Source organism: Anabaena sp. 54 (assembly GCF_017355725.1).
Lineage (GTDB): Bacteria > Cyanobacteriota > Cyanobacteriia > Cyanobacteriales > Nostocaceae > Dolichospermum > Dolichospermum heterosporum.
Window position 1 is genome coordinate 19,927 of record NZ_JAAVWA010000005.1, and the last position, 24,509, is coordinate 44,435.

A 24,509-nucleotide genomic window follows, 5' to 3' on the forward strand; every position below is an offset into this window, starting at 1 on the left:
TATCCGTAATTCCTAATTCCTAATTCGTAATTACTTCTGTGTCACCTATAATCATTTTGATAAAAACCCGGTAGCTAATATCCTAGCACCTACTAACGAATACGGAGCAATAATCACATGATAAAAATTAATAATCATAACTTAGCAGCGCAGAATATTAATACTAGATTTTTAGGGCAAAATTGGGGAAATAAGGGTAAAAAATGGCTCGCAGTGTGTGGTGTAGCCGTGTTCATGCTGGGAGGTTGTACGAATCTCAAGAAAACCACCACAGAAATCGAACCTAGCAATGCACAACCACACAAAACCACTGCACCCACTATAGAAATTGCTCCTCCCGCGATTTTTTCCTCTTCTGGAGATCCTAACTTTGTTGTCAAAGTAGTACAAAAGGTGGGAGGTGCAGTTGTTCGCATTGATTCGACAAGAACCGTCACAACTCAAGCACCAGACGAATTTTCTGATCCCTTTTTTCGCGGCTTTTTTGGCAATAGAATCCCTTCTCAACAAAGAGAAAGAGTAGAAAGAGGTAGCGGTTCGGGATTTATCATTAATTCATCTGGGCAAATTTTAACTAATTCTCATGTTGTAGACGGTGCTGATTTAGTTACAGTTACCCTCAAAGACGGCAGAACTTTTAAAGGTAAAGTATTAGGCGAAGATGCTGTAACAGATGTGGCAGTAATTCAAATTGATGCCAGTAATTTACCCAGTCTAGCTTTAGGTAAGTCGGATACTTTGCAACCAGGAGAAGCCGTTATCGCTATTGGTAATCCCTTGGGTTTAAATAATACTGTCACATCTGGAATTATCAGCGCCACAGATCGTTCTAGTAGTGATATCGGTGCAAGTGATAAGCGTGTTGATTATCTGCAAACAGATGCAGCAATTAATCCTGGTAATTCTGGTGGACCATTACTAAATGCTCGTGGTGAAGTCATTGGCATGAATACAGCAATTATTCAAGGCGCTCAAGGTTTAGGTTTTGCGATTCCTATTAATACTGCCCAAAAAATTGCCGAAGAACTAATTGCTAAAGGTAGAGTTGATCATCCCTATTTGGGCATACAAATGGTAACATTAACGCCAGAAATTAAGGAAAAAATCATTGCTCGATTTGGAGAGAAAATAAATTTATCTGCAAATCAAGGGATTCTATTAGTGAGGATTGTTCCTAACTCACCCGCAGCCACTGCTGGATTACGTCCAGGAGATGTGATCAAAAGTATGAATAATCAACCCGTTTTGAAAGTTGATGAGGTGCAAAGAATAGTAGAAAATAGTCAAGTTGGCATTCCTTTACAAGTGCAAGTAGAGCGTAATGGCAAAATTTCTCAATTTTTAGTTAAACCTGCACCTTTACCAATTAACAAGGAAAATTGATATTTGGTCAGTTGTCCCGGATTTCCTGCCCACATTCTCAAAACTGATAAAACTTGGCGTTGCTAATAGCCCAGATGGCGATCGCCATATTATAAGGGAAATGCCGAAATTTTTATCCTCAAAACGGTTGGGACATGGACTTTTATAAAATCACGAAAAACCTAGATTTGTAGGGGTAAAGCAAGAGCTTCATTGGTGTCAACTTAAGCTCAAATCCTGATGATATCTCGTTCCCAGTCTCTGACTGGGAATGCTATTACAGAGGCTCTGCCTCTGTTTTCATAGAAGGCAGAGCCTTCTAGAATTCATTCCCATACAGAGTATGAGAACGAGAAAGGGTGAAACTGATATTTTACAAGGCTTTCACGTTAAGTTGACACCAATGAAGCTCTTGCTTTACCCCTACCCGCTTAAATAAAATAATTAAGCCGTGTTGAGTATAATTCACGTGATTTTTGTGTTTATTCTTCATTTCTCATAGCTTTCTTAATCAGATTTAAGCCAGTTTTCTACTTTTAAATTAGGAACGCGAGAAAATTCACGAACATTGGCAGTAACGAGAGTTAGATTTAGAGTGAACGCTTGCACAGCAATCAATAAATCATTACTACCAATGGGCGTTCCTTGACGTTCTAAATGTGTGCGAATTGTGGCATAATTATGATCTACATCCGCCATTAATGGCAATACAGGAATAATGCTAAAAGCTAGTTCAATTCTTTGTTTTAATCGGAATGAATTGCTTTTTTCCGCGCCAAATCGTAATTCACAAGCTACAATAATACTGGTACAAATTTTTTCTTCACCAACATCTTGAATTTGAGAAAAAATTCTCCCTGTTGGGTGTTTAATAAAATCAGAGAGTATATTAGTGTCGAGTAAGTAAGAATAAGACATTTTTACAGTTCAATATTATCTAGGGGTAATAATCCTTCATCAACATTGGGAAAATCTTCTTCAATATCATCTAAGGTGGCAAAAATTTCCAGGAGGGATTTTTTTTGATAGGGTTCTATGATCAGTTTTCCGTCTTCTTGTCGGATAATTACTTCTGTTGTTGATAGGTTTAATTCTTGAGGAATTGTTAAGGTTTGGGTGTTACCTGCTTGAATAAGTTGGACATGATATTCTGTACTCATTGTCATGATCCTTTTTTGTGGTTTTATGGGTTTTATGGGATTAGGAAATAGCAACTTGACATCTACTGGCGTAAGCCATATTTCCCGGCTAATAGGTAAAGTTTACAATGGTTTTAGCTTTATTTAGCAAGCCCTAATTATTTCACAGAAAAGAGCGAACGGCACGGAAGCCACTTCTTGTCTCGCTTTTTTTAATGCGTAAAGTAACACCTTACGGCATTCATGACGGTGCGAGGTAGAAGGCGACGCAATCGGAGGGCGATCGCACATCATCAATGGTATAATCGTCAAAACGGCGATAATGAAATTTGGTATGAGAAAAATATAGAGATTTGAAAATGAATGAATTAGCACCAATCATTAAATTAGGTAATCCGATATTACGACAAAAAGCTGCTGCGGTTGAGAATATTCAAAATCAAGAAATTCAAAACCTCATTGATGAATTAATTACCTCAGTTGCTCAAGCTAATGGGGTGGGAATTGCTGCACCACAAATAGCAGCATCCTACCGTTTATTTATCGTTGCTTCCCGTCCTAATGCCAGATATCCCCATGCGCCAGAAATGCAAGCAACAGCAATGATCAATCCCCGAATTGTTGCCAATTCTTCAGAAGTGGTTAAAGATTGGGAAGGTTGTTTAAGTGTTCCTGGAATTAGGGGTTTAGTTCCTAGATATCAAACAATTGAAGTTGAATATACAGACCGTTATGGCAATTTACAAAAACAAGAATTAACTGATTTTGTTGCCAGAATTTTTCAACATGAGTATGATCATTTGGAGGGATTAGTATTTTTAGATCGTGTAGAAAACAATCAGGATTTAATTAGTGAGGAAGAATATCAAAAATCGGTGATTGGTAAAAATGAGTGATCCACAGATCCCCGACTTCTCTAAGAGGGTGTTTGAAAAGTTTTAGGCTGTGATTTTAGGCACTTACAGATCCCCCCTAACCCCCCTTGCTAAGGGGGGAACTAGAGTCAAAGTCCCCCTTTTCAATGGGGATTTAGGGGGATCTAAAAATATTTGATACACCATGAGGGACTTTTCAAACATCCTCTAAGAAGTCGGGGATCTAAATTCTCTAAATTCTCGGTGATATTTTACCAACCTAATTTTTCTAAAATGGGTTTTGTAGACACAATATGTCTGTCTAAACCCAATTCTTTGGGACTGACACCTAAAGCTAAAGCAATTAACTGGGGTAAGTGTAAAATCGGTAAACCTAACTTTTCACCAATTACCTTTTCTACTTCTGGTTGACGAGAATCTAAATTCAAATGACACAGAGGACATGGTGTGACAATACAATCAGCACCATTATTTAAAGCTTCTTGGATGTGATTTCCCGCCATTTGGAAAGATTCGGTTGTCGCGTAGCTGGATAAAGGCCAACCACAGCATTGAGTTCTGCCACGATAATATACAGGTGTCGCCCCTACTGCCCGAAATACATTTTCCATTGCTTCGGGTTTAAAAGGATCATCATAGGGCATGGATTTCTGAGCGCGGAGGAGATAACAGCCATAAAAAGCTGCACATTTTAATCCACTTAATTTTTTGGTGACTCGCTGGGTAATTTCTTCTAAACCATAATCTGTGACTAAAGCATAAAGAAGATGTTTAACTTCTGTACTCCCCCGATAGGGTGAACAACCTTCTTTTTCTAATAAACCATTAACTTTATTCACGTAATCGGGATTGGTAGATTGACATTCTTTTAATCGTTCATCAACATGACCAATAACACCTTGACAAGTGCTGCAATGGGTAAGTAAAGGGAGATTTAATGATTCTGCTAAAGCGATATTTCTGGCGTTAACGGTATCTTCTAGTAGTTGAGAATCTTCTTTAAATGTCCCTGAACCACAGCAAGAGGCTTTTTTCAGTTCAACCAATTCAATACCCAAGGCTTGAGTGAGAGATTGAGTTGATATATACAGTTCCCTACAAGCCCCTTGAGCTACACAGCCTGGATAGTAAGCGTATTTTAGCGGTTTAGATAGCATAAAAGTATAGTTGGTTTATTGTTTAGAGGTGATGAGGATTGATTAATTGGGTGGTTACTGTGGTTATTAAACCTTTATCTCTCATTTCCAGGATCTCCTTCATCTTTAATCCTCAGTTTTAATGATAGAACCTATACTCAGGTTCACCCTTTCCGATAAGATGTATATGCCCAAAAAAAACTTTGTTCATTTAGAGCAAATCATAGCAACTTGTTAAGGACTTTTATTTATGAGCCAAGCAGCAACTTTTGAAAAAGTTAAAAAGATTATCGTTGAGCAACTTAGCATAGAGGATGAGGCTAAGGTTATACCAAATGCCAATTTTATGGAAGATCTAGGGGCTGATTCCCTAGATACAGTGGAGTTAGTCATGGCTTTGGAAGAAGAATTTGAGATCGACATTCCTGATGAAGCGGCTGAAAAAATTACAACTGTTCAAGCCGTAGTTGATTATATCTCTAGTCACGTTGCTGCATCTCCATAGACGAAATTATATTCAGCATTGACGGGTTTAAACAAATACTTTAAGAGTATACAAATTAACTGGATAAACCCGTCCTTAGATGAGTGTTAAGTGTCTAAACTGTAAGTTTGACTTCAAAAAAAGCACCAAAAGTCCATAATATTGAGCAAACAGTATAGTCTTAACTAAGAATACTTAACTCGGAACTCAGCCCTCTTAATTGTTTCCCCCTGCTGCTTTTTCGCCATATTTAATGCAATCATGATAGACTATAAACGTAACCGCGTTGTTGTAACAGGTGTGGGCGCGATTACACCTATTGGTAACACACCAGCCGAATATTGGGAAGGATTATTAAGCGGACGGAATGGAATTGACTATATCACCGCCTTTGATGCTTCTAAACATAGTTGCCGCATTGCGGGTGAAGTCAAGAACTTTGATCCACACACTTACTTAGATCGCAAAGAAGCCAAGCGGATGGATCGGTTTGCCCAATTGGGTGTATCAGCAGCTAAACAAGCTGTTGCTGATTCAGGTTTAGTAATTGATGATCTCAACGCTGAACAAGTTGGTGTAATTATCGGTTCGGGAATTGGTGGAATTAAGGTTTTAGAAGACCAACAAACCATTTACTTAGATCCTAATAAAGGTCCTAGTCGTTGTAGTCCCTTCATGATTCCCATGATGATCGCCAATATGGCAGCAGGATTAACAGCAATTCATACTGGGGCAAAAGGTCCGAATTCCTGCTCTGTAACAGCTTGTGCTGCGGGTTCTAATTCTATCGGCGATGCTTTTCGTCAGATTCAAGGCGGATATGCTACAGCCATGATTTGCGGTGGCTGTGAAGCCGCAGTTACACCCCTGTCAGTGGCAGGATTTGCATCTGCTCGCGCCCTGTCCACCCGCAATGATGATCCGGCTCATGCTTGTCGTCCTTTTGATCGTGATCGTGATGGCTTTGTCATGGGTGAAGGAGCAGGAATTTTAATTCTCGAAGAATTAGAACACGCCCTCAGCCGGGGCGCAAGGATTTATGGGGAAATTGTTGGTTATGGGATGACCTGTGATGCTTATCACATGACTTCTCCTGTTCCCGGTGGTTTAGGTGCAGCCAGAGCGATTGAGTTAGCTTTAAAAGATGCGTCACTGACACCGGAAATGGTTAGTTACATCAATGCTCATGGAACTAGTACATCAGCCAATGATGTGAATGAAACCGCGGCGATTAAGAAAGCTTTGGGAGATCATGCGTATAAAGTAGCCATCAGTTCTACTAAATCCATGACAGGACACCTGTTAGGCGGTTCTGGTGGGATTGAAGCTGTAGCGACAATTTTAGCGATCGCTCATAACAAAATTCCCCCCACCATCAATATCGAAAATCTTGATCCAGAATGTGACCTAGATTATGTTCCCCATACTAGCCGTGATCAGGTAGTCGAGGTGGCTTTATCTAATTCTTTTGGCTTTGGTGGTCATAATGTTACCCTGGCATTCAAGAAATTTACTCTCTAGTGACTTGCAAATAAAAAATATCCTATCGCTGTTGGGGCAGGGGAGTAGGGGGAGTAGGGGGAGTAGGGGGAGTAGGGGGAGTAGGGGGAGTAGGGGGAGTAGGGGGAGTAGGGGGAGTAGGGGAGAAATTTCTTTCTTCTTTCTTCTTTCTTCTTCCTTCTGAACTCCTGAACTCCTGATAGCGCAGCGTGGCGTTAGCCATACTCCTGAATGGGCGCAGGCCCTGCGCCCCTACCTCCTGAACTCCTACTGTAATTTTGTTACTGGTTGGCTTTTTAGAAGTGAACCTGTGGCAAGTATGATAGAGATCATTCTCTGCTGAACCGTTAGTATGGCTTATGCCACGCTTTGGGAACAGCAAGATTAAATTATTGGCTTTATTCATCACCAAAAACTCACAATATCCCCCTTGTCCATTGACAATTAGGAATGGGATGATGAGAAAAGTGGGATCACTTGATAATGAACCCAACAAGAACAAGCTAAAAAGAGTCCTAACCCGTCGTTAACAATAAGAGATTATGGCTGTTGCAACCCAATCCATCCAAGAACTTTGTATTAATTCGATCCGCTTTTTGGCTGTAGATGCCATAGAAAAATCTAAATCGGGACACCCTGGACTACCGATGGGCGCGGCTCCAATGGCTTTTGTGCTTTGGGATAGCTTCATGCGCTATAACCCCAAAAATCCTCAGTGGTTCAACCGCGATCGCTTTGTTTTATCCGCTGGTCATGGTTCAATGTTGCAGTATGCCCTACTGTACTTAACCGGCTACGATAGCGTTACCATAGACGACATCAAGCAATTTCGTCAATGGGGTGCTAAGACCCCAGGCCACCCCGAAAATTTTGTTACAGCCGGTGTAGAAGTTACCACAGGTCCTTTAGGTCAAGGAATTGCCAATGCAGTGGGTTTAGCAGTAGCAGAAGCACACCTAGCTGCTAAGTTCAACAAACCAGATGCCAAGATAGTTGATCATTATACTTATGTACTTCTGGGTGATGGTTGCAACATGGAAGGAATTTCCGGTGAAGCTGCTTCCATTGCTGGACACTGGGGATTAGGTAAACTGATTGCTCTTTATGACGATAACCACATCTCCATTGATGGTTCTACAGATGTAGCTTTCACTGAAGACGTTTCCAAACGCTTTGAATCTTACGGTTGGCACGTTATCCACGTTAAAGACGGTAACACCGACTTAGCGGGAATTGCCAAAGCTATTGAAGCTGCAAAAGCCGTCACCGACAAACCCACCATGATTAAGGTGACAACCACCATTGGTTATGGTTCTCCTAACAAACAAGATACCGCTGGTATTCACGGTGCGGCTTTGGGTCCAGAAGAAACCATCGCTACCCGCAAAAACTTAGGTTGGGAATATGATGCCTTTGTAGTTCCTGAAGATGCTCTAAATCATACTCGCAAAGCAGTAGAACGCGGTGCAGGTTACGAATCCGAATGGAATACAGTTTATGCTGACTACAAAGCTAAATACCCCCAAGAAGCAGCGGAATTTGACCGTTTCATTACTGGTAAATTACCAGACGGTTGGGACAAAGTATTACCTACCTACACAACCGAAGACAAAGCATTACCCACCCGCAAACACTCAGAAAACTGCCTCAACAAACTCGGGGCTGTTTTGCCAGAATTAATTGGTGGTTCTGCTGACTTAACCCACTCCAACCTCACCGAACTCAAAGGTGCTGGAGACTTCCAAAAAGGACATTTTGCCAACCGCAACATCCACTTTGGTGTGCGGGAACACGCAATGGGTGCAATCTGTAATGGTATGGCGTTGCACAACTCAGGTTTAATTCCCTACGGTGCAACCTTCCTAATCTTCACAGATTATATGCGGGCTGCTATTCGTTTGGCTGCGCTCTCTGAAGCTGGTTCAATTTGGGTCATGACTCACGACTCCATTGGTCAAGGTGAAGATGGTCCTACTCACCAACCTATTGAAACCCTTGCTTCTTTGCGTGCCATTCCTGATTTAACCGTAATTCGTCCTGCTGACGGAAATGAAACCTCTGGTGGTTACAAAGTCGCAATTGAGAAGTCTAAAGCACACGCTTCCACTTTATTGGCGTTCACTCGTCAAAATGTTCCTAACTTGGCAGGTACATCCATTGCAGGTGTCGCTAAGGGTGGATATACAATTGTTGATTGCCAAGGTACACCAGATATCATCTTGATTGGTACTGGTTCAGAAGTCAGCCTCTGTGTAAGTGCAGCAGAAAAATTAACTGCGGTCGGTAAGAAGGTTCGTGTAGTTTCTATGCCTTCTTCTACCTTGTTCGATACACAAGATGCAGCTTACAAAGAATCTGTTCTACCAAAAGCTGTTACTAAGCGTCTATCGGTAGAAGCTGCTAGTAGCTTCGGTTGGCACAAATATACAGGTAGTGAAGGCGACACTGTAAGTATTGATACTTTTGGTGCTTCTGCTCCTGGTGGTATTTGTTTGGAGAAGTTTGGCTTCACTGTTGATAATGTTTTAGCTAAAGCCAAAGCATTGTTAGTTTAAACAGTAGAAGCCTCTCACCTACCCTATCGGGTAGGTGGTGAGATGAATACGCGTAAGTGACGAATTGCCCAACGAGCAAAATTAAGCGCAGCTTAATCAGTGTTGTTGGGCGATGTTAGCGAAGCGGCACGAAGTGCGGAATGAAACCACGAGATTATGTGATTACTTGCGCTCGTAATGACAATTTCAGGGGTCTATAACGCCTGAAACCCTTGCAGATAACACTTGTGTGTACACCGTAGCCTCGTAGGGAAGGGTCAGAGACTGGGAATGAGATGACTTGAGTTCTTTGCGGGATAGAGGTTTTACGTTAAGTTGACACCAATGAAGCTCTTGCTTTACCCCTACGTTTAGAATCAAACAATCAAGCCGTTTTGAGTATAAACTTTTTATGTCCTGTCATATTAAACCCTCCCGACTAATTTCAACCGCCAAATTAATCGCTGCTTTCATACTTGTTGGGTCAGCAATGCCTTTGCCGGCAATATCAAAAGCTGTACCATGATCCGGGGAAGTCCGCACAAACGGTAAACCAATGGTAGTATTGACAGCCCGATCAAAAGCCATCAACTTCACGGGAATTAAACCTTGGTCGTGATAAAGTGCCAAGTAACCATCAGCCGGATTTTTAACTGAAGAATTACCATACCAAGCCATACCTGGTTTCACCCACATTGTATCTGGGGGGATGGGTCCTTCTAGCTGTAAATGGGGGCGTTTTTGGCGTTCTGACTCCAGCCAGGGAATTAACCAATCTATTTCTTCCGTTCCTAGTTGTCCCATTTCACCGCTGTGGGGATTTAACCCGGCGATCGCAATTCTCCCATTTTTAATCCCCAAATCATTTTCCAAATACTCCACTAGCAAATCTAATTTCTGTGTCAACAACTGCGGTGTTAATGCCTCAGCTACTTGACGTAAAGGAATATGTGTGGTAGCAAGTAAAGCCCGCAGAGTCCAACCAGTAAAAGGCGATCGCCCCACAAACAACATCCCAAAACGCTCCACACCAGCCCTTGCGGCTAAAAGTTCCGTTTGTCCTGGATAATTGTAACCAGCAGCCTTCCAAGCAGATTTAGCGATAGGTCCGGTAACAATTCCATCAAACTCACCCGCCAAAGTTTGAGATATGGCATATTCCATATAAGCAAAACTCGCCGCACCACTAGCTGCATTCCCCACACCAGTAATAATTTCACCAGCACTAGGCACATCAACTACAGACAAATCAGCAGGATTGACCAAAGCGAGGGAATTATCAATATTTTTACTGATATTTTCATAAACCTGAGTTAATAAAATTCTATTTCCCACCACCACCACATCACAATCTTGAGTAACTTCAGGATCAGCCAAAGCCTTCAAAACTACCTCAGAGCCAATACCCGCCGGATCTCCCAGTGTCAGCACCAAACGCGGACGTTTATCTTGATTAATCATGATCTTGTATCCCTGCCCATCGTCGTCTATCCCCGAATATCATCCCTAAATTGGTTTAGAATTATTGATAGAGGTTTAATCTCAATAATTCTGATAGACCCAGTTTATCTGAATCCTCAAAGTTGAAAATAAGATTTGAGCCTTCAAATCAAATTCAGCGGTCTGAAAAACAGGAAACATAAATCAACAATCCACAAAGGAGCATTACAGCAAATGGGCAGCGAAATATTAAATGCAGCTATGCTATCTTTCGGTCTAATCTTCGTAGGTTGGGCGATCGGTGCTTTGTTACTCAAAATTCAAGGCGCAGAAGAGTAGAGGGGAAGTAGGGGAGTAGGGGAAGTAGGGGAAGTAGGGGAAGTAGGGGAAGTAAGGGAAGTAAGGGAAGTAGGGGAAGTAGGGGAAGTAGGGGAAGTAGGGGAAAAAAATTAATTCTTCATCCTGACTCGGTGACTCCTGACTCGGTGACTCCTGACTCGGTGACTCGGTGACTCCTGAACTCCTGAACTCCTGAACTCCTGAACTCCTGAACTCCTGAACTCCTAAATCTTTTATTAAAATGATGTAAAGTTTTATTTACATAACTAATTCTGTTAAGATTCTTTTCATAAACATTAAGATATATAACCAACCCCATGACATTATTAATAGTTGGTGCAACTGGCACACTGGGAAGACAAGTAGCCCGTCGCGCAATTGATGAAGGATACAAAGTCCGCTGTCTCGTTCGGAGTCCTAAAAAAGCAGCTTTTTTGAAAGAATGGGGTGCAGAACTGGTACGAGGAAACTTGTGCAATCCGCAAACCCTGACGGAAGCATTGACGGGAGTAACAGCAGTTATTGATGCCGCTACGTCCCGTGCTACAGATTCTCTAACTATTAAAGAGGTAGATTGGGATGGAAAAGTAGCATTAATTCAAGCAGCCAAAGCCGCTGGTGTAGAAAGATTTATCTTCTTTTCCATTCTCGATGCTGATAAATATCCCAATGTACCACTAATGGAAATTAAGGGATGTACAGAAGCATACTTGGTAGAATCCGGTTTAAACTACACAATTTTACGTTTGGCTGGATTTATGCAAGGATTAATTGGTCAATATGGTATACCTATTTTAGAAAAACAACCAGTATGGGTGACGGGAACATCCTCACCTATTGGCTACATGGATACTCAAGATATTGCTAAATTTGCAGTGCGGGCTTTGACAGTACCAGAAACAGAAAAGCAAGCTTTCCCAGTCGTGGGAACTCGTGCTTGGAGTGCCGAGGAAATTATTAATCTTTGCGAGCGCTTGTCTGATAGAGATGCAAAAGTTACACGAATGCCCATTGGATTATTACGGGCTGTACGGAATTTACTACGCTGCTTTCAATGGGGATGGAATGTTGCTGATAGATTAGCTTTTACAGAAGTTTTAGCCAGTGGTAAAGCTCTAAACGCAGAAAATATGGACGAAGTATATACTATTTTTGGTTTAGACAAACAGCAAACCACCACACTGGAAGTATATCTACAAGAATATTTCAGCCGGATTATGAACAAGCTGAAACAGTTAGATTACGAGAAAGCTAAAAGCAAAAAGCTCAAAAGTAAAAAGACTCCCTTTAAAGAATCTTCCAAAGCCAATAGTCAATAAATATGAGACTTATGGTTACATTAGTCCAAAATGTGTAACTATGAGATACATAAAAAACAGCCCTTAGACTTGGATATTTGAGTGTGCCGAAAGCAGGCATTATCTATAACGACGTTAAACCGATAGCGAGTAGTGTCGCTATTGAACTAAAAGACAAACTTACCGCTGCTGGTTGGGATGTGTACATCACAGCTAGTATCGGTGGGATATTGGGCTATTCTCAACCAGATAGTCCTGTCTTTCACACCCCCATTGAAGGTCTTACGCCCCCTGGCTTTGACTCAGATATGAAATTTACTGTGGTGTTAGGAGGTGATGGAACTGTATTAGCAGCATCACGCCTGGTAGCCCCCTCTGGTATCCCCATGCTGACGGTAAATACTGGTCACATGGGATTTCTGACGGAAATTTATCTTAACCAATTGCCCCAAGCCTTAGAACAGGCAATGGCGGGTGCATATCAGGTTGAAGATAGAGCTATGCTCACCGTTAAAGTTATGCGGGGAGATACGGTGAAATGGGAAGCCCTCTGTTTAAATGAAATGGTGCTACATCGAGAACCTTTAACTTGTATGTGCCATTTTGAAATTGCGGTGGGACGACATTCACCTGTGGATATTGCGGCTGATGGAATTATTGTTTCTACTCCCACTGGTTCAACGGCTTATTCTTTAAGCGCAGGTGGTCCAGTAATTACTCCCGGTGTGCCTGTATTGCAGTTAGTACCTATTTGTCCTCATTCTCTGGCTTCTAGGGCTTTGGTGTTTCCCGATAGTGAACCAGTCAATATATATCCTGTGAATATTCCCCGGTTGGTGATGGTTGTGGATGGTAATGGTGGATGTTATATTTTACCGGAAGATCGGGTATATTTAGAGCGATCGCCCTATAGCGCCCGATTTATTCGTCTCCAGTCACCGGAATTTTTCCGTATTCTTAGGGAAAAACTTGGTTGGGGTTTACCGCATATTGCTAAACCTAATTCTGTAGAATTGCCTTAATTGTCAGTTAGGTAAATGCCAACTTAGTGTAACTCGCACTTCTTCATTCGATAAAACTGATATTTCCCATACACCATTTATAAGTTCACGGGCTACAGTATCCATAATTTTAGTACCATAGCCGCCTTTTTTGGGTCTATAAGTAGATGCTAAAATAGCTCCATCATTTGCTATTACTAAAGTACATTTATCTCCCTGTTGCTCTAAACTAACAAATACTTGGGTAGCCGTACCGTGAGGTGGTTGGGCGTGTTGGATCACGTTATTCAATGCTTCACGGAAAAAGCGGTAAATTTCTTCTCTATGTTCAATCCAAATACTGTTGAATTGTGGTTCTGGAAGAGGACGAATTTCTGTAATTACTTTCAGCGTTAATTTTCCAGAAGTTACTAATTCTTCTAATGTGGTTTTTATGCCTATATCTAACCCTTTTTGAAGTATAGGATTTATTTCCATTTTCCCAGTTAAATCGCGGTGGCAATACTGCAAGCGCGTATAGAGGGACTGGAGAAGTACAAAGAATGACGTGTACCAATAGAAATAGTGTTATCACTTATTTCGTAGGTGGTCAAGTGTATGAGAGTCCAGATGGTTTAAATCTTGGGGGTGGTGGTAACACACAAAAATTGAATTAAAGTTATTTGTAGCGACTATCTTGAAAGTCAAGTGAGCGCTCTTTAGATAACAGGATGATTTTGATATTTCAGATCCCAGTCATCATATAACCCCTCATCTTCTGGTGCATATCCTTTGAGAAAGGCATCATGACTGCGAGTAGATACTGCTTTCGCCTCTATTAATGGTTCGATAGTAATTAACCAACGTCCCGCTCCAATGTTCTGAACTAAAGATTCAGGTAGTATCAATTTCTCACCAGTTTGGAGTTCAATTTCGTAGGTAAGATTCATCAATTTATTGTGCATGGCTTTAGAAGAAGGCATCTTACTTTTTTATATTACATTACTGACTAAAACCGACGCATCTACAGGCAAATGGCTAGGAGAACAAAAGTTTAAGAGTTTTGATAGTATTATGTATGTTCCTGAACAGAATGTTCTTTTTGTATCAGGTCGCCTAGAAAATAGCAATATATCTGTCCTTGTCAAAATTAAAGGTACTGGTGGCACTGGACAGAATATGTTTGCCCTGAATCCAGATGGAAGTTCAATGCCTAAATATAGTTACCGTTTAGGTTCGCAGTTTCTATCCGATAATGTCATAAATATGCGTTACAACGGTAACTTACGAGTTGAAATTAAGAGGAGTTAGAGATAGGACGTAATTTACCATGACATACTAGACATAGCCAGACATTCGTGGTATGATAGGACAAGCAACAAACTTAGTTCTATCAGATGACAGTAAATTATGTACCTCCAAGAGTCGCTGCTACCAGATTGGGAGTCAGTCCTAAGTCAAGAGTCTATTGGATTAGAGGAACGGGAGGTACTGGTGATAATATGTTTGCGCTAGTTAATAACCAAGACTGTCAAAGCATGGATGGTTATAACTACCTTTTAAAATGTGGAGATTAATCATCAAATATAAATCCATGCGATTCCGGTTAGGAAAAGAGGGTTTGCTTTTCTCAAAAACCCATTATTTTTGCAGGCAGTATTTTCCTCAAAAGTCCCAAAAGAATAGAGGAATTGCAGTTACTACCTAATCAATCTGGCTAGTAAATGTGGTCAATCACCAGAATCAATTATTAGTGAAATTGTCAGATTATACATGGAAATACAATCACCATAAACAGTTGATGATACTGTATCTGATCCGTTAATTGGCTTATTTGCAGCAGTTCCATACTTCAACCCAATCTACGGGAGACCGGTCATACTATTAGTAATAGTCCAAATATCTACTAAAAGTAATAATAAGGTACAACCAAATAAAATAATATACATCCAAGGTTGTGAGAAAGGGTTAACATCGTGAGTATTAATATTAGTTTTTTCTTGAACAATTTTGAGTAGCTGAGATAAACCAGCTATACGCATGGGTAATAAATAACCTTTACCATCATGACTGATAAAATAATAGACTAATCCACCTTGACCAGTAGTACGTGGTTTTAAATCTTTAACATCCGACCAAAGCAAAGACCAACCAGGAAGGAAAAAGCGTGGTATCCACACTGGATAAGTGACTTGAATTTTTTCCTCATCTGTTATAACTCTTTCAGAAAGTACAGCATATAAAATCACAAAACCGGCGATAATTCCTACGATTAACAATGATGGAGGAACAGAGGCAGAAGTAACTTTAGCCAAAATAGGTAAAGGAACTGTTAAGGCTATATATAATGTTAATAATGTGATACGAATGATTGGGGATAGGCGAAAAATAGAATTTGTCGTCATGGTAGTTATTGAAAATGAAGTTAGCTATATTTATAGTAACTGATTTTATTTTATTTTATTTTTGTGCTTTCAATTCTTACAGCTTTTGCATAGAATATGACTTTGTTGAGAACAAAGTGAGAAATATAGGATTAGACATCTCCAAAGAAGATGTAGAGCCGAGAATCCCTGTACATGGAACATCTCTACAAAGGTTTCGACAGTCATATCTACAGGAACAAGCACGCAAACCATCAAACTCACCTTTTAGCTGATGAGTAGCAAGGTTAGCAGCAAATAAATCTATTTCCATTTGCTGTAATGTTTCCTCAATTCGTGCTTGTAAATTCTGATCATGTCTGATGAATTTTCGCAAAAATCGCCTGAAGCGAGAAGTAAGAACCAATTTTTTCATTATGTTTCATTAGTATTTAAGTAAGTTCTTAACTTAGCGATCGCTCTCCCAAGCAACACCCAACTTGTTCCTAAATGGCGATTTCTGCGGAGCGCTTCGCTATCGCACCCCAACCAACTTATTCCTAAACAGCGATACCTTCTTGATTAAGATATCGATCATTTTCAGAAGTTGGCTAGATATCTAGTTGATGCAAATTCTTAGTTTAAGCTATAATGGATAAATACTATTTCTATAAAAACCTACTTTTCCACCTCCCGAATTATAAGCACCTCCCATAGCTTCTTGTTTTAATTCTTCTGGTAAATGCTTCCAGTTTTGTCCAGATTCCAATAATCTTAAATATTTTAAGCGACTTTCTGGATAAGCCATAAATTCTCGTTCTGTATCAATTAAATCTGTTATGGCATCTCCTAAAGTTCGCCATTTAGGTAAAATTTTACCATCTTTGCAATATTTCGGAATGGGAAATGTAGCAGCTTCACCATCTCTAGAACCAATAAATACCTGGAGTTTAGACTAAGGCATGACAAAATGACCCAGAAGGACTGAGTTTACAAATTACATAGCTCAAACTAGAAAAACTAAGAGGTCAAGCCGATTTAGGTTGTTCCTTCTTGGGTCTAGGAGTAGTATTTTTGACTGTAGGGTAGCGAATTCTGCGTAAGCGGATTCTCCCAGTAGGCCAGCCAGGAGACTTTCCACGGGGTTTGGGGGAAACAGCCGGTGTACCAATCGCGGCGAAAACTCCTCCCATAGACTGAATCGCGCCTAGTAAGGCTACTTGGTCATCAGTTATTAAATTCTGCATTGAATTGCACCACAGTCTCCCGATTCCTAGGTCGCGCTAGTTCCCTCCGGGACGCTACCGCGAACGCTATCGCACCCCAACATCCCCAAATAGCGATTCCTAGGTCGCGCTTCGCTCACAACTCCCTAATTTTAAACAATCGCACCCCACATCCCCAAACAGCGATCGCCTATTTTTCTTGATTAAGGGTTGAACGCAGATAAACGCGGATTTTTTGTCTGAATCAGGATGTCCAGGATTTGAGGATGTACAGGATGTAATTGCTCATTTGTTTGTTGGTAGTTAATGTTGTAATTGTCTGATAGCGTAGCGTGGCGTTAGCCATATCAGAATAAACAAAATCATCCCCAAATTTTCACCAACAATTATTAAATAACATCCTGTGAATCCTTTAATCCTGGTTATCCTGATTCAGACAAAAAAATCATAATCGCACCCCAACATTCCCCAAACGGTGATCGCCCACAACCACCCTAATTTTAAACGATTCCTAGGTCGCGCTAGTTCCCTCCGGGACGCTACCGCGAACGCTATCGCACCCCATATCCCCAAACAGCGATTCCTGCGGAGCGCTTCGCTATCGCTCACAACCCCCTAATTTTAAATGATTGCTCTCCCAACTGATTCCTAAATTTCTATCACAACCAATTTTCTAATTTAAGTCCTTCAATTCTTAATAAATCAGAATCATTAGAAACGAGAATTAAATCGCGGACAATTGCTGTAGCTGCTATTAAAACATCAGCATCTTGGATAGGAGTACCTTTAGCTTTTAATTTTGCGTGAATTTCACAAGATTTTTCAATAATTTCTAAATCATCTAAAAATAATACAGGATAATCATTACAAAATCCATGAAAATCTACCAATTGTTTAGTAGCATTGAGAGATATTAAACCTCTTTTAATTTCATAGTAGGTTATACAACTAATAAATATTTCTGAACCGAGAAAGCTTAACTCTCTCAATTTATTATTTATAGTTATATTTTTCTTTAACGCATAACTAACAATATTTGAATCAAGTAAAAAATTCATGGGTTTATTTTCTGGCTACTGCTGCATCAAAAATCGCTATTTCTTCTGGTGTTAAATCATTTAATGTCCCAGCAACAGCTTCTAATGTTAATATTTTACCAATCCTTCTGGTTAAATCATGTTCTTTAATTGCTCTCATTTCTTCTGGTGAAAATCTGCTAAATAATTCTATTAACGTTGCGGTCATTTCATATTGATCTAATTTCACCATGTAGAAACTACTACCTCGAAATAGTTTATCTACAACATGAGAAATGCGTTCTGTTAGTTCTTGTTGATAGTCGGTTAATTGTTCTTGCATGATGTTTACTCTGTTTGTGCTTTGGAAAAATCTAATTCTTATTTATATTATATCGTTCAATAAATTAATTTTTTAATACTCATTACCAAACAGCGATTCTTACGGAGTGCTTCGCTATCGCACACAACTCCCCAATTTTAAACGAACTGCTTGCAGCAGCGCTTCGCTATCGCACTCCCAACATCCCCAAACAGCGATTCCTACGGAGCGCTTCGCTATCGCACTCCCAACATCCCCAAACAGCGATTCCTACGGAGCGCTTCGCTATCGCACACAACCACCCCAATTTTAGGCGAACTGCTTGGAGCAGCGCTTCGCTATCGCGCTAACCCTCAACAGGCAATAAAATAATAGGAATATGTACTAGAAAATTCTGAAAATCATTGTCAGTGGAGAGAATGCTGTAGCTTCGACGATGAGCAACTGCACAAATCAAAAAATCAGTATTTGAACCCTGAATGCCTTTACTGCGGCAGGTATTGAAAAATTCGGCGGCAAGTTCGTAGTCTTCAGCCATGAGTTCTAAATCAGGGAAAGCTCGGAGGTAATCTCGCAGACGGGTAAACTGTTCAAAATTGCGGATTCCAGAAAGAATTTCTTGACGAATCGCGCCTAATAAGGCAACTTGGTCATTAGTAATTAGATTCTGCAATATTGTGACTGCTGGGGAAGAATCAGACGGTGTTTTCCGACGTAGAGCCAATGACCAAACGGAAGTATCAACAATAATACTCATGCTTGATGACGTTGCTGCTTATAGTTATAGGTTTCGTCATACTCGATAGTCCCAAAGAGGTCTAATACTTTGAGCCGCTTACGACGTTGAATATATTCGCGCAGCGCTGTTTCTACTAAAGAATCAATGTTCACCTGATTGTCAAGTGCCAACGCCTCATTTAGTAAGGCTTCGTTGATGTTGAGAGATGTAGTCATAATCAATTCTGATCCTAACAATGACTAAATAAATGGTAGCTCACTCTAGGCGATCGCTCACAACCCCCTAATTTTAAACGAACTGCTTGCAGCAGCGCTTCGCTATCGCTCACAAATACCCTAATTTTCGGCGATTCCTAGGTCGCGCTTCTTCATTAAGACACTAAGCAAATAATTAGTTAATAAAATTGCACTTATTTGTTATAATATTATTTGTGGTTAATAAGAGAGAAATTATCTTGTGAAATCTACATTTAACTGGAATCCAGAACAGACTTTACTCGAAAAACTGATCAATCTGGCTAGTAACCGTGGTCAATCACCGGAATCAATTATTAGTGAAGCTGTCAGATCATACCTGGAAATCCAATCACTAGAAACAGTTAATGATGCTGTATCTGATCCATTAATTGGCTTATTTGCAGCCACACCTGATTTAGCTATTAATTCCGAAGATATTCTCCAAAATGAAGTGACAGAGAAATCAGGTTGGACATGGAAAGAACCCCAGCAGTAGCTGATACTGGCTTTGTTGTCGCATTGTTGAATCGTTTGGATACAATGCACAATAGTGTAACACCAGTATACACACAACAAAAACAAATTTTATTGCCACAAACAGTATTAGCAGAAGTGGCTTATTTAGTAGGACGTAATGCAGGTTCAGCAACATTAGTAGCTTTCTTAAAAGGACTATCTGCAAGTAGATTTATTTTAGTAGCTTTGACAGATCAAGATTTGGTGCGTGTTGCGGAAATTTTGGATGAATATGCAGATAGTCGAATTGATTTTGTAGATGCAAGTGTTATGGCTATAGCTGAACGTTTTGATATTAAAAGAATATTGACTTTAGATCAGCGAGATTTTAGATTATTTCGACCTCAGCATTGTGATTGTTTTGAGATTTTGCCTTGAAAGAAATAATAGTTAATATATAAGCGCGATCGCTCTCCCAAGCAACATCCTAAACAGCGATCGCTCACAACCCCAATTTTAAACGATCGCACTCCCAACATCCCCAAACAGCGATCGCACTACCCCAATTTTAAACGATCGCTCTCCCAACTTATTCCTAAATAGCGATCGCACACAACCCCCTAATTTTAAACGATTCCTACGGAGCGCTTCGCTATCGCACCCCAACATCCCCAAACAGCGATCGCACACAACCCCTAATTTTAAACGATCGCACCCCACATCCCCAAACAGCGATCGCACACAACCCCAATTTTAAACGATCGCACCCCACATCCCCAAACAGCGATCGCACACAACCCCAATTTTAAACGATCGCACCCCACATCCCCAAACAGCGATCGCACACAACCCCAATTTTAAACGATCGCACCCCAACATCCCAAACAGCGATCGCACACCCCAATCTTAAACGATCGCACCCCAACATCCCCAAACAGCGATTCCTACGGAGCGCTTCGCTATCGCACACAACCCTAATTTTAAACGATCGCACCTCATATCCCCAAACAGCGATTCCTACGGAGCGCTTCGCTATCGCACTACCCCAATTTTAAACGATCGCACCTCACATCCCCAAACAGCGATTCCTACGGAGCGCTTCGCTATCGCACTACCCTAATTTTAAACGATTCGCACCCCACATCCCCAAACAGCGATCACTCTAACCACATCAAGTAGCTATTTAGAGATAGCTTCTAAGCGATCGCGGATTTTTTTGACAGTTAAGATCGCATCATCAAGAGATTGCAGTAAATTACTCAAGCTATCACGTTCGCCCTTGATGACTTGCGTAATGCTATCCACAGACCTTTGTACAGAACCACGCAACTTATTAGCCACTTGCTCTTGCAAACCCCTTGATGCCTCATCAGCAATAAGCCAAATTTCATCTTCAATATTACGCTTTGCTTTTTTCTCTTCTGCTTGACCACTCATCCAACGCCGAATTGCCAAAAATGCTGCACTACCAATAGGCGAGAGAAAAGTACCAATCAAAACAGCAATTATCCAATCTACAGTAAGAATGCCAATAATGTCATCGACGATGCTATACTGAACTTCAGAAACTGCTTTGTTCACTGCATTTTCCAGTGTGCTACTAGAACCAGTAAGACTAAAACTACTACTATCCAAAGGTTGAAGGGAAACCCCTCTCGATAACTTATCCTTAAGTATTTGGTTTTGCAGTTCAGCCAACTGCGCTTTGAAAGTGGCTTCTAAAAGTTTACCAATTGAGTCCGCTTCATCACGGACTGTACGTTTAATATCTTCTGGTTTGAGGCTTTCTTTCAATAAAGCTTCAATCTCGGTCTTCCAACGATCTTTTAATTCCTCTTGGACGGCTTTTGCCCCAAATTTCTCAGATCCCCACCACTCTTTTGGCCATACCCCTTTAATGCGTTGCATTACCGAAACACTAGGTTTCCACTGGTCAAGACCATATTTGATTTGATAAAATAAGTCATTCTTCAGCCGATTTTGCAAATTATCTAAACGAGAGCTAAGAAGCAACATGATCGAGCTAGAATCAAGAGCAACTTTAACTCCCATCTGTTCAAGCTGGGCAACCAATTCGTCAACAGAGCGTTTAGTTCTTTCATTTGCTAATATCTCTTGCACTTCGGACAAAGAACGCTTCAAGATAATCTTAGGACGCTCTAGCTTAATTTGAATACCTTCTTCCAAAAGAATATTTTTGAGCGAATCCGTCACTTCATCAAGTTGAACTTGCCCATATTGCTCGTAATTTTTACTTTCCTCATCAAATACCCTTTGACTTGTAGTAGCGGGAACGATAGTAAGAGTTCTTTTAAATAGTTCACTCAAACCATTGAATTTTTCCCCTTTCTTTTTGCTGTCGCCCCAGAGAATCCAATCTTTTTTTCTGAGCCATTCTTGCTCTTGTCTGTGTGGCGGTAGGTTTTGAGCTACTGTCTTCCACTTATTGACGACAATTAATGCTTTTTTGTTGGATGCAGTCTCAGGTGTTAATTCATTTGTATTTCGCAATCCAACGATGTGACGTACTACAAAATCATAATCATCACGAGTCAGATCAGATTGAGCATTAGACAAAAAGATTACGCAATCAGCTTTATTCACAAAAGGAGCAAGAGTCGTATTGTCGTGGACAACACCACCTGTTCCCGGAACGTCTACCAAGCGAATCCGGCTAGAATCAACTAAAAACTCATAGACATTTGCGGTAGCGACTTCCCCCGCGATTACTACATCATCACTGCCCTGTTGAAAGTTCTTACTGTTTCGTAGTGCTTCGTTGAGTTGATCGGGATTAACATTTAAAAAGTCGCAGATCATTGAGGTTTTTCCAGCACTGACAGCACCCATAAATACTAGGGTGAAGTAACCAACATTCTCCTCACAATCAGAAAAATCAGCTTTGAGTTTCTTTGTGTAATCCCGTAAAGTGTTTATGAGACTAGAAAATTCTGGAAATGTTTGAAATTTAGTGCAGTTTTGTTCCAACTGAGAGCAGTAATCTTCCTTCAACTGAAAAATTGGTTGGAATTTTTGAGAAATGTCACCAATTAAGACTGGAGCAAAATCATCAAGCAAAGTAGTCGTGTTGATGTTGACGCGAAATGTCTTGTAGCTTTGTTGTTGAGTCATTATTTTTCTCCTTATGTTTTTGTGTTCAAATGTTTAGTGTACTAACTCCTTAGAAATGCTTGTTCAAAATAATCAATCGAGATAAATTTCTCACAAAATGACTCTAAAGAATCGGCATGAGATTTGTAATACACAAATTCTTTGTATAAACTGATATCCTCAATTCGTGATCGCAGGCTTCTGGAAATAGCATCGTCAAATTCTGAGAGCCAATTGCTCAAGTGACTAGCTGCCTGAGATAAGTATTCATTTGATTGCTCAACACTTCTATCAAAGGTGTATTTTTCTTTGTCTAAAAACCAATAATCATCAAAAGCATCCCAAATTTCGTAGATAGAATTTTTTAAGGCTGATGTAATTGCATCACTATCGGGGGTAGAAATGGAAACATTACCAAAGAAGCTCCTTGCAATAATTGAAATATTACTACGCAGATTACTAGAGAGATTATTGAATTCAGAGACAATTTGCTCCTGATGTCGATCTCGACATTTACTCAATTTCTCTTTTTTCCATTGAAAATTATCTCCTTTCCAAAACCTCTCTCCACTATCAGTAGTACATCCATTCATTTCTCGAAAACATGATTCTCGAATTGACACACATCTCTCTGAAAATCTAGTAACTTCACGGTTAAATGATTCTGCAATTTGCTGACTTACAACCTTGATAGTTGAGGTCATTCGACTATCTAAATCTTGTATTTTTTTCTGCATTACTGCATAGCTTGCGATAACAACTAAATACTTGCTTGCTACTTCTAGTAAGTCGTATTCAGCCCGATTAATAGCTGTATTTGCATTGTCATTAAGAGAATTGTCAATCACTCTCCTTAGTTGAAGCTCTCGATCAATATTGGAACTCCTTCTTGCTTCCATAACCGAAAATGGTACGATGAGTATCTCATAATCAAAAAGTTGAGCAATCCCTTCAAATTCCATTTTTTGATTACCGTGCTTCAGAAAATTAATATAGCTCTGAATTTGCTTCTGTTGAACTTTTTCAGGTAGATCAGACAAACAATCTATTTTATTAATGACAATAACAATTTTCTGTAAGCTTCCATTCTTAATGACCTCACTGCTTTTAAGAAAATCATAAAGGTGTCTTGGAATAGGATAACTAATGTCAAGTACGAGTAAAAGTAAATTTGCTCGACGTATTATGTTTTTGACAATCGCATCGTCTTCTTCACATAAAACAGATCCTAGTCCCGGCAAGTCAACAACCATAGTTTCCTCGTCAATTTTGGCTTTTTGAGCTTGCGAAGTTTCACGAATGCAGGCTTCCTGAAAAACATCTGACTCACCACGATGTAAGAGAAGATTACCAATAGCAGATTTGCCTGTATTTAGCATTCCAACCAATGCAATAATTTTAAGATTACGATAGCTCTCAAGAAATTGCCAAAAGTCTTCTAATCTTTCCACATCTTGCTTAACAACTTCGGCAAGATTTGTTTGAGTAAAACTGGAAGACGAATCACCACCAGATAACAGAATTGTTTCTTCTGGGAGAGTCACTAGAGCTTCGACTAGTCTATTTTTAGCTTTAGTAAGAGTAGTGAAATCAGCCAAATATACCTCCTCACCGATCTCCGAAAATTGTCAATAGTTATTTGCTTTGCCAGATTTTAAGCTTAGGTAGCGCTATCTCTTCGAGACGCTACTGCCCTCAACTCAAAACCAGAATATCACAATACTGTACTGTCAGTACCAAATTTTTATTACAAAACATTATAGCTATGTAAACAAAATTTAAACCCAGGTGAGAAAACCTGCATTCTTTGTTAAGATTTATGAATAAATATGTTGTTTTCTATATCATTTTGTGTCAGATATAGGACAAAACCCCCACAGAATCCGAGTTTTCTGCTAAAAAACTCTTATTGCCGAAAATAATTGCAGTTACAAACGGCCATATTAGCTGTGA

At 40.1% G+C, this 24,509-nt stretch carries 30 protein-coding genes; 12 read left to right on the plus strand and 18 right to left on the minus strand.

What is annotated here, in order from left to right; translation table 11 throughout:
- The first annotated feature begins 117 nt into the window (after positions 1–117).
- Entirely contained in the window at positions 118–1,383 is a 1,266-nt protein-coding gene (locus HEQ36_RS07690; RefSeq protein ID WP_168635649.1) for an HhoA/HhoB/HtrA family serine endopeptidase, read from the plus strand.
- A gap of 486 nt (positions 1,384–1,869) precedes the next feature.
- Here HEQ36_RS07690 and HEQ36_RS07695 read toward each other — a convergent pair whose 3' ends face one another.
- Together HEQ36_RS07695 and HEQ36_RS07700 are read right to left on the minus strand one after the other, a co-directional pair.
- Entirely contained in the window at positions 1,870–2,280 is a 411-nt protein-coding gene (locus HEQ36_RS07695) for a type II toxin-antitoxin system VapC family toxin (RefSeq protein WP_168635650.1), read from the minus strand.
- 2 nt (positions 2,281–2,282) lie between these two features.
- Positions 2,283–2,522: an antitoxin gene (locus tag HEQ36_RS07700; protein WP_039203409.1), complete on the minus strand. Its 240-nt coding sequence runs from the start codon at positions 2,520–2,522 to the stop codon at positions 2,283–2,285.
- A 338-nt stretch (positions 2,523–2,860) separates the two neighbouring features.
- Here HEQ36_RS07700 and def point away from each other — a divergent pair, with 338 nt between their 5' ends.
- A complete protein-coding gene (gene def, locus HEQ36_RS07705) occupies positions 2,861–3,397 on the plus strand; it encodes a peptide deformylase (RefSeq protein ID WP_053541141.1) in 537 nt (178 codons plus the stop codon).
- Between the two features lie 230 nt (positions 3,398–3,627).
- Here the strand turns inward: def and HEQ36_RS07710 are convergent, their stop codons facing one another.
- On the minus strand, positions 3,628–4,533 hold the full coding sequence (locus tag HEQ36_RS07710) for a CoB--CoM heterodisulfide reductase iron-sulfur subunit B family protein (RefSeq protein ID WP_015081593.1): 906 nt from the start codon (positions 4,531–4,533) through the stop codon (positions 3,628–3,630).
- A gap of 229 nt (positions 4,534–4,762) precedes the next feature.
- Between HEQ36_RS07710 and acpP the strand changes: the two genes are divergently transcribed.
- The 3 genes from acpP to tkt all read left to right on the plus strand — a co-directional run bounded on the left by acpP (position 4,763) and on the right by tkt (position 9,051).
- Complete coding sequence (acpP, locus tag HEQ36_RS07715; protein WP_053541139.1) at positions 4,763–5,017, plus strand: acyl carrier protein; 255 nt, start codon at positions 4,763–4,765, stop codon at positions 5,015–5,017.
- A 240-nt stretch (positions 5,018–5,257) separates the two neighbouring features.
- The gene (fabF, locus tag HEQ36_RS07720; protein WP_168635651.1) at positions 5,258–6,517 is read left to right on the plus strand and encodes a beta-ketoacyl-ACP synthase II; all 1,260 of its coding nucleotides are present in this window, start codon (positions 5,258–5,260) and stop codon (positions 6,515–6,517) included.
- Between the two features lie 521 nt (positions 6,518–7,038).
- On the plus strand, positions 7,039–9,051 hold the full coding sequence (gene tkt / locus HEQ36_RS07725) for a transketolase (RefSeq protein WP_053541136.1): 2,013 nt from the start codon (positions 7,039–7,041) through the stop codon (positions 9,049–9,051).
- A 399-nt stretch (positions 9,052–9,450) separates the two neighbouring features.
- Here the strand turns inward: tkt and pdxA are convergent, their stop codons facing one another.
- Positions 9,451–10,491 (minus strand): 4-hydroxythreonine-4-phosphate dehydrogenase PdxA, encoded by a 1,041-nt coding sequence (gene pdxA, locus HEQ36_RS07730; protein WP_168635653.1) that lies wholly within the window; start codon positions 10,489–10,491, stop codon positions 9,451–9,453.
- Positions 10,492–10,704: 213 nt separating this feature from the next.
- Between pdxA and HEQ36_RS07735 the strand changes: the two genes are divergently transcribed.
- The 3 genes from HEQ36_RS07735 (at position 10,705) to HEQ36_RS07745 (ending at position 13,129) form a co-directional block, all read left to right on the plus strand.
- Positions 10,705–10,809: a PetM family cytochrome b6-f complex subunit 7 gene (locus HEQ36_RS07735; RefSeq protein WP_039199595.1), complete on the plus strand. Its 105-nt coding sequence runs from the start codon at positions 10,705–10,707 to the stop codon at positions 10,807–10,809.
- A 317-nt stretch (positions 10,810–11,126) separates the two neighbouring features.
- Positions 11,127–12,128 (plus strand): SDR family oxidoreductase, encoded by a 1,002-nt coding sequence (locus tag HEQ36_RS07740; protein WP_053541134.1) that lies wholly within the window; start codon positions 11,127–11,129, stop codon positions 12,126–12,128.
- A gap of 83 nt (positions 12,129–12,211) precedes the next feature.
- The gene (locus HEQ36_RS07745; RefSeq protein WP_168635654.1) at positions 12,212–13,129 is read left to right on the plus strand and encodes an NAD(+) kinase; all 918 of its coding nucleotides are present in this window, start codon (positions 12,212–12,214) and stop codon (positions 13,127–13,129) included.
- A gap of 3 nt (positions 13,130–13,132) precedes the next feature.
- Here the strand turns inward: HEQ36_RS07745 and HEQ36_RS07750 are convergent, their stop codons facing one another.
- Together HEQ36_RS07750 and HEQ36_RS07755 are read right to left on the minus strand one after the other, a co-directional pair.
- On the minus strand, positions 13,133–13,585 hold the full coding sequence (locus HEQ36_RS07750; RefSeq protein WP_168635655.1) for a hypothetical protein: 453 nt from the start codon (positions 13,583–13,585) through the stop codon (positions 13,133–13,135).
- 221 nt (positions 13,586–13,806) lie between these two features.
- Positions 13,807–14,070, minus strand: a complete 264-nt coding sequence (locus HEQ36_RS07755) for a hypothetical protein (RefSeq protein WP_233455437.1) — start codon at positions 14,068–14,070, stop codon at positions 13,807–13,809.
- Here HEQ36_RS07755 and HEQ36_RS07760 point away from each other — a divergent pair.
- On the plus strand, positions 14,051–14,398 hold the full coding sequence (locus HEQ36_RS07760) for a hypothetical protein (protein WP_168635656.1): 348 nt from the start codon (positions 14,051–14,053) through the stop codon (positions 14,396–14,398). The two genes, HEQ36_RS07755 and HEQ36_RS07760, sit on opposite strands and share 20 nt — an antisense overlap.
- A gap of 86 nt (positions 14,399–14,484) precedes the next feature.
- On the plus strand, positions 14,485–14,664 hold the full coding sequence (locus HEQ36_RS07765) for a hypothetical protein (RefSeq protein ID WP_290601490.1): 180 nt from the start codon (positions 14,485–14,487) through the stop codon (positions 14,662–14,664).
- A 285-nt stretch (positions 14,665–14,949) separates the two neighbouring features.
- On the opposite strand, the gene HEQ36_RS07770 is transcribed toward HEQ36_RS07765, so the two are convergent.
- From HEQ36_RS07770 to HEQ36_RS07805, 8 genes are all read right to left on the minus strand, one after another.
- Positions 14,950–15,492 (minus strand): hypothetical protein, encoded by a 543-nt coding sequence (locus HEQ36_RS07770; RefSeq protein ID WP_168635657.1) that lies wholly within the window; start codon positions 15,490–15,492, stop codon positions 14,950–14,952.
- A gap of 76 nt (positions 15,493–15,568) precedes the next feature.
- Positions 15,569–15,886, minus strand: coding sequence for a hypothetical protein (locus HEQ36_RS07775; protein WP_168635658.1), 318 nt, complete (start codon positions 15,884–15,886; stop codon positions 15,569–15,571).
- 210 nt (positions 15,887–16,096) lie between these two features.
- Complete coding sequence (locus HEQ36_RS07780; RefSeq protein ID WP_233455438.1) at positions 16,097–16,258, minus strand: hypothetical protein; 162 nt, start codon at positions 16,256–16,258, stop codon at positions 16,097–16,099.
- Positions 16,259–16,478: 220 nt separating this feature from the next.
- Entirely contained in the window at positions 16,479–16,697 is a 219-nt protein-coding gene (locus HEQ36_RS07785; protein ID WP_053541127.1) for a hypothetical protein, read from the minus strand.
- A gap of 638 nt (positions 16,698–17,335) precedes the next feature.
- On the minus strand, positions 17,336–17,734 hold the full coding sequence (locus HEQ36_RS07790; protein ID WP_168635659.1) for a type II toxin-antitoxin system VapC family toxin: 399 nt from the start codon (positions 17,732–17,734) through the stop codon (positions 17,336–17,338).
- A 4-nt stretch (positions 17,735–17,738) separates the two neighbouring features.
- On the minus strand, positions 17,739–18,035 hold the full coding sequence (locus HEQ36_RS07795) for a hypothetical protein (protein ID WP_053541124.1): 297 nt from the start codon (positions 18,033–18,035) through the stop codon (positions 17,739–17,741).
- Between the two features lie 325 nt (positions 18,036–18,360).
- Entirely contained in the window at positions 18,361–18,771 is a 411-nt protein-coding gene (locus HEQ36_RS07800) for a PIN domain-containing protein (protein WP_168635660.1), read from the minus strand.
- Entirely contained in the window at positions 18,768–18,968 is a 201-nt protein-coding gene (locus HEQ36_RS07805) for a type II toxin-antitoxin system VapB family antitoxin (RefSeq protein ID WP_168635661.1), read from the minus strand. Before HEQ36_RS07805 ends, HEQ36_RS07800 begins: the two co-directional genes overlap by 4 nt.
- A 241-nt stretch (positions 18,969–19,209) precedes the next feature.
- On the opposite strand from HEQ36_RS07805, the gene HEQ36_RS07810 reads away from it, so the two are divergent.
- Together HEQ36_RS07810 and HEQ36_RS07815 are read left to right on the plus strand one after the other, a co-directional pair.
- Positions 19,210–19,485 carry a hypothetical protein gene (locus HEQ36_RS07810; RefSeq protein ID WP_027402764.1) on the plus strand — a complete coding sequence of 92 codons (276 nt, stop codon included), beginning with the start codon at positions 19,210–19,212 and terminating at the stop codon, positions 19,483–19,485.
- The gene (locus HEQ36_RS07815; protein WP_039199932.1) at positions 19,464–19,883 is read left to right on the plus strand and encodes a PIN domain-containing protein; all 420 of its coding nucleotides are present in this window, start codon (positions 19,464–19,466) and stop codon (positions 19,881–19,883) included. Before HEQ36_RS07810 ends, HEQ36_RS07815 begins: the two co-directional genes overlap by 22 nt.
- 78 nt (positions 19,884–19,961) lie before the next feature.
- Here the strand turns inward: HEQ36_RS07815 and HEQ36_RS07820 are convergent, their stop codons facing one another.
- The 4 genes from HEQ36_RS07820 to HEQ36_RS07835 all read right to left on the minus strand — a co-directional run bounded on the left by HEQ36_RS07820 (position 19,962) and on the right by HEQ36_RS07835 (position 24,154).
- A complete protein-coding gene (locus HEQ36_RS07820; protein WP_205748477.1) occupies positions 19,962–20,186 on the minus strand; it encodes a hypothetical protein in 225 nt (74 codons plus the stop codon).
- Between the two features lie 64 nt (positions 20,187–20,250).
- A complete protein-coding gene (locus tag HEQ36_RS07825; protein WP_205748478.1) occupies positions 20,251–20,415 on the minus strand; it encodes a hypothetical protein in 165 nt (54 codons plus the stop codon).
- Positions 20,416–20,624: 209 nt separating this feature from the next.
- A complete protein-coding gene (locus tag HEQ36_RS07830) occupies positions 20,625–22,577 on the minus strand; it encodes a hypothetical protein (RefSeq protein ID WP_168635664.1) in 1,953 nt (650 codons plus the stop codon).
- A gap of 41 nt (positions 22,578–22,618) precedes the next feature.
- On the minus strand, positions 22,619–24,154 hold the full coding sequence (locus HEQ36_RS07835) for a GTPase (RefSeq protein ID WP_168635665.1): 1,536 nt from the start codon (positions 24,152–24,154) through the stop codon (positions 22,619–22,621).
- Positions 24,155–24,509: the final 355 nt, after the last annotated feature.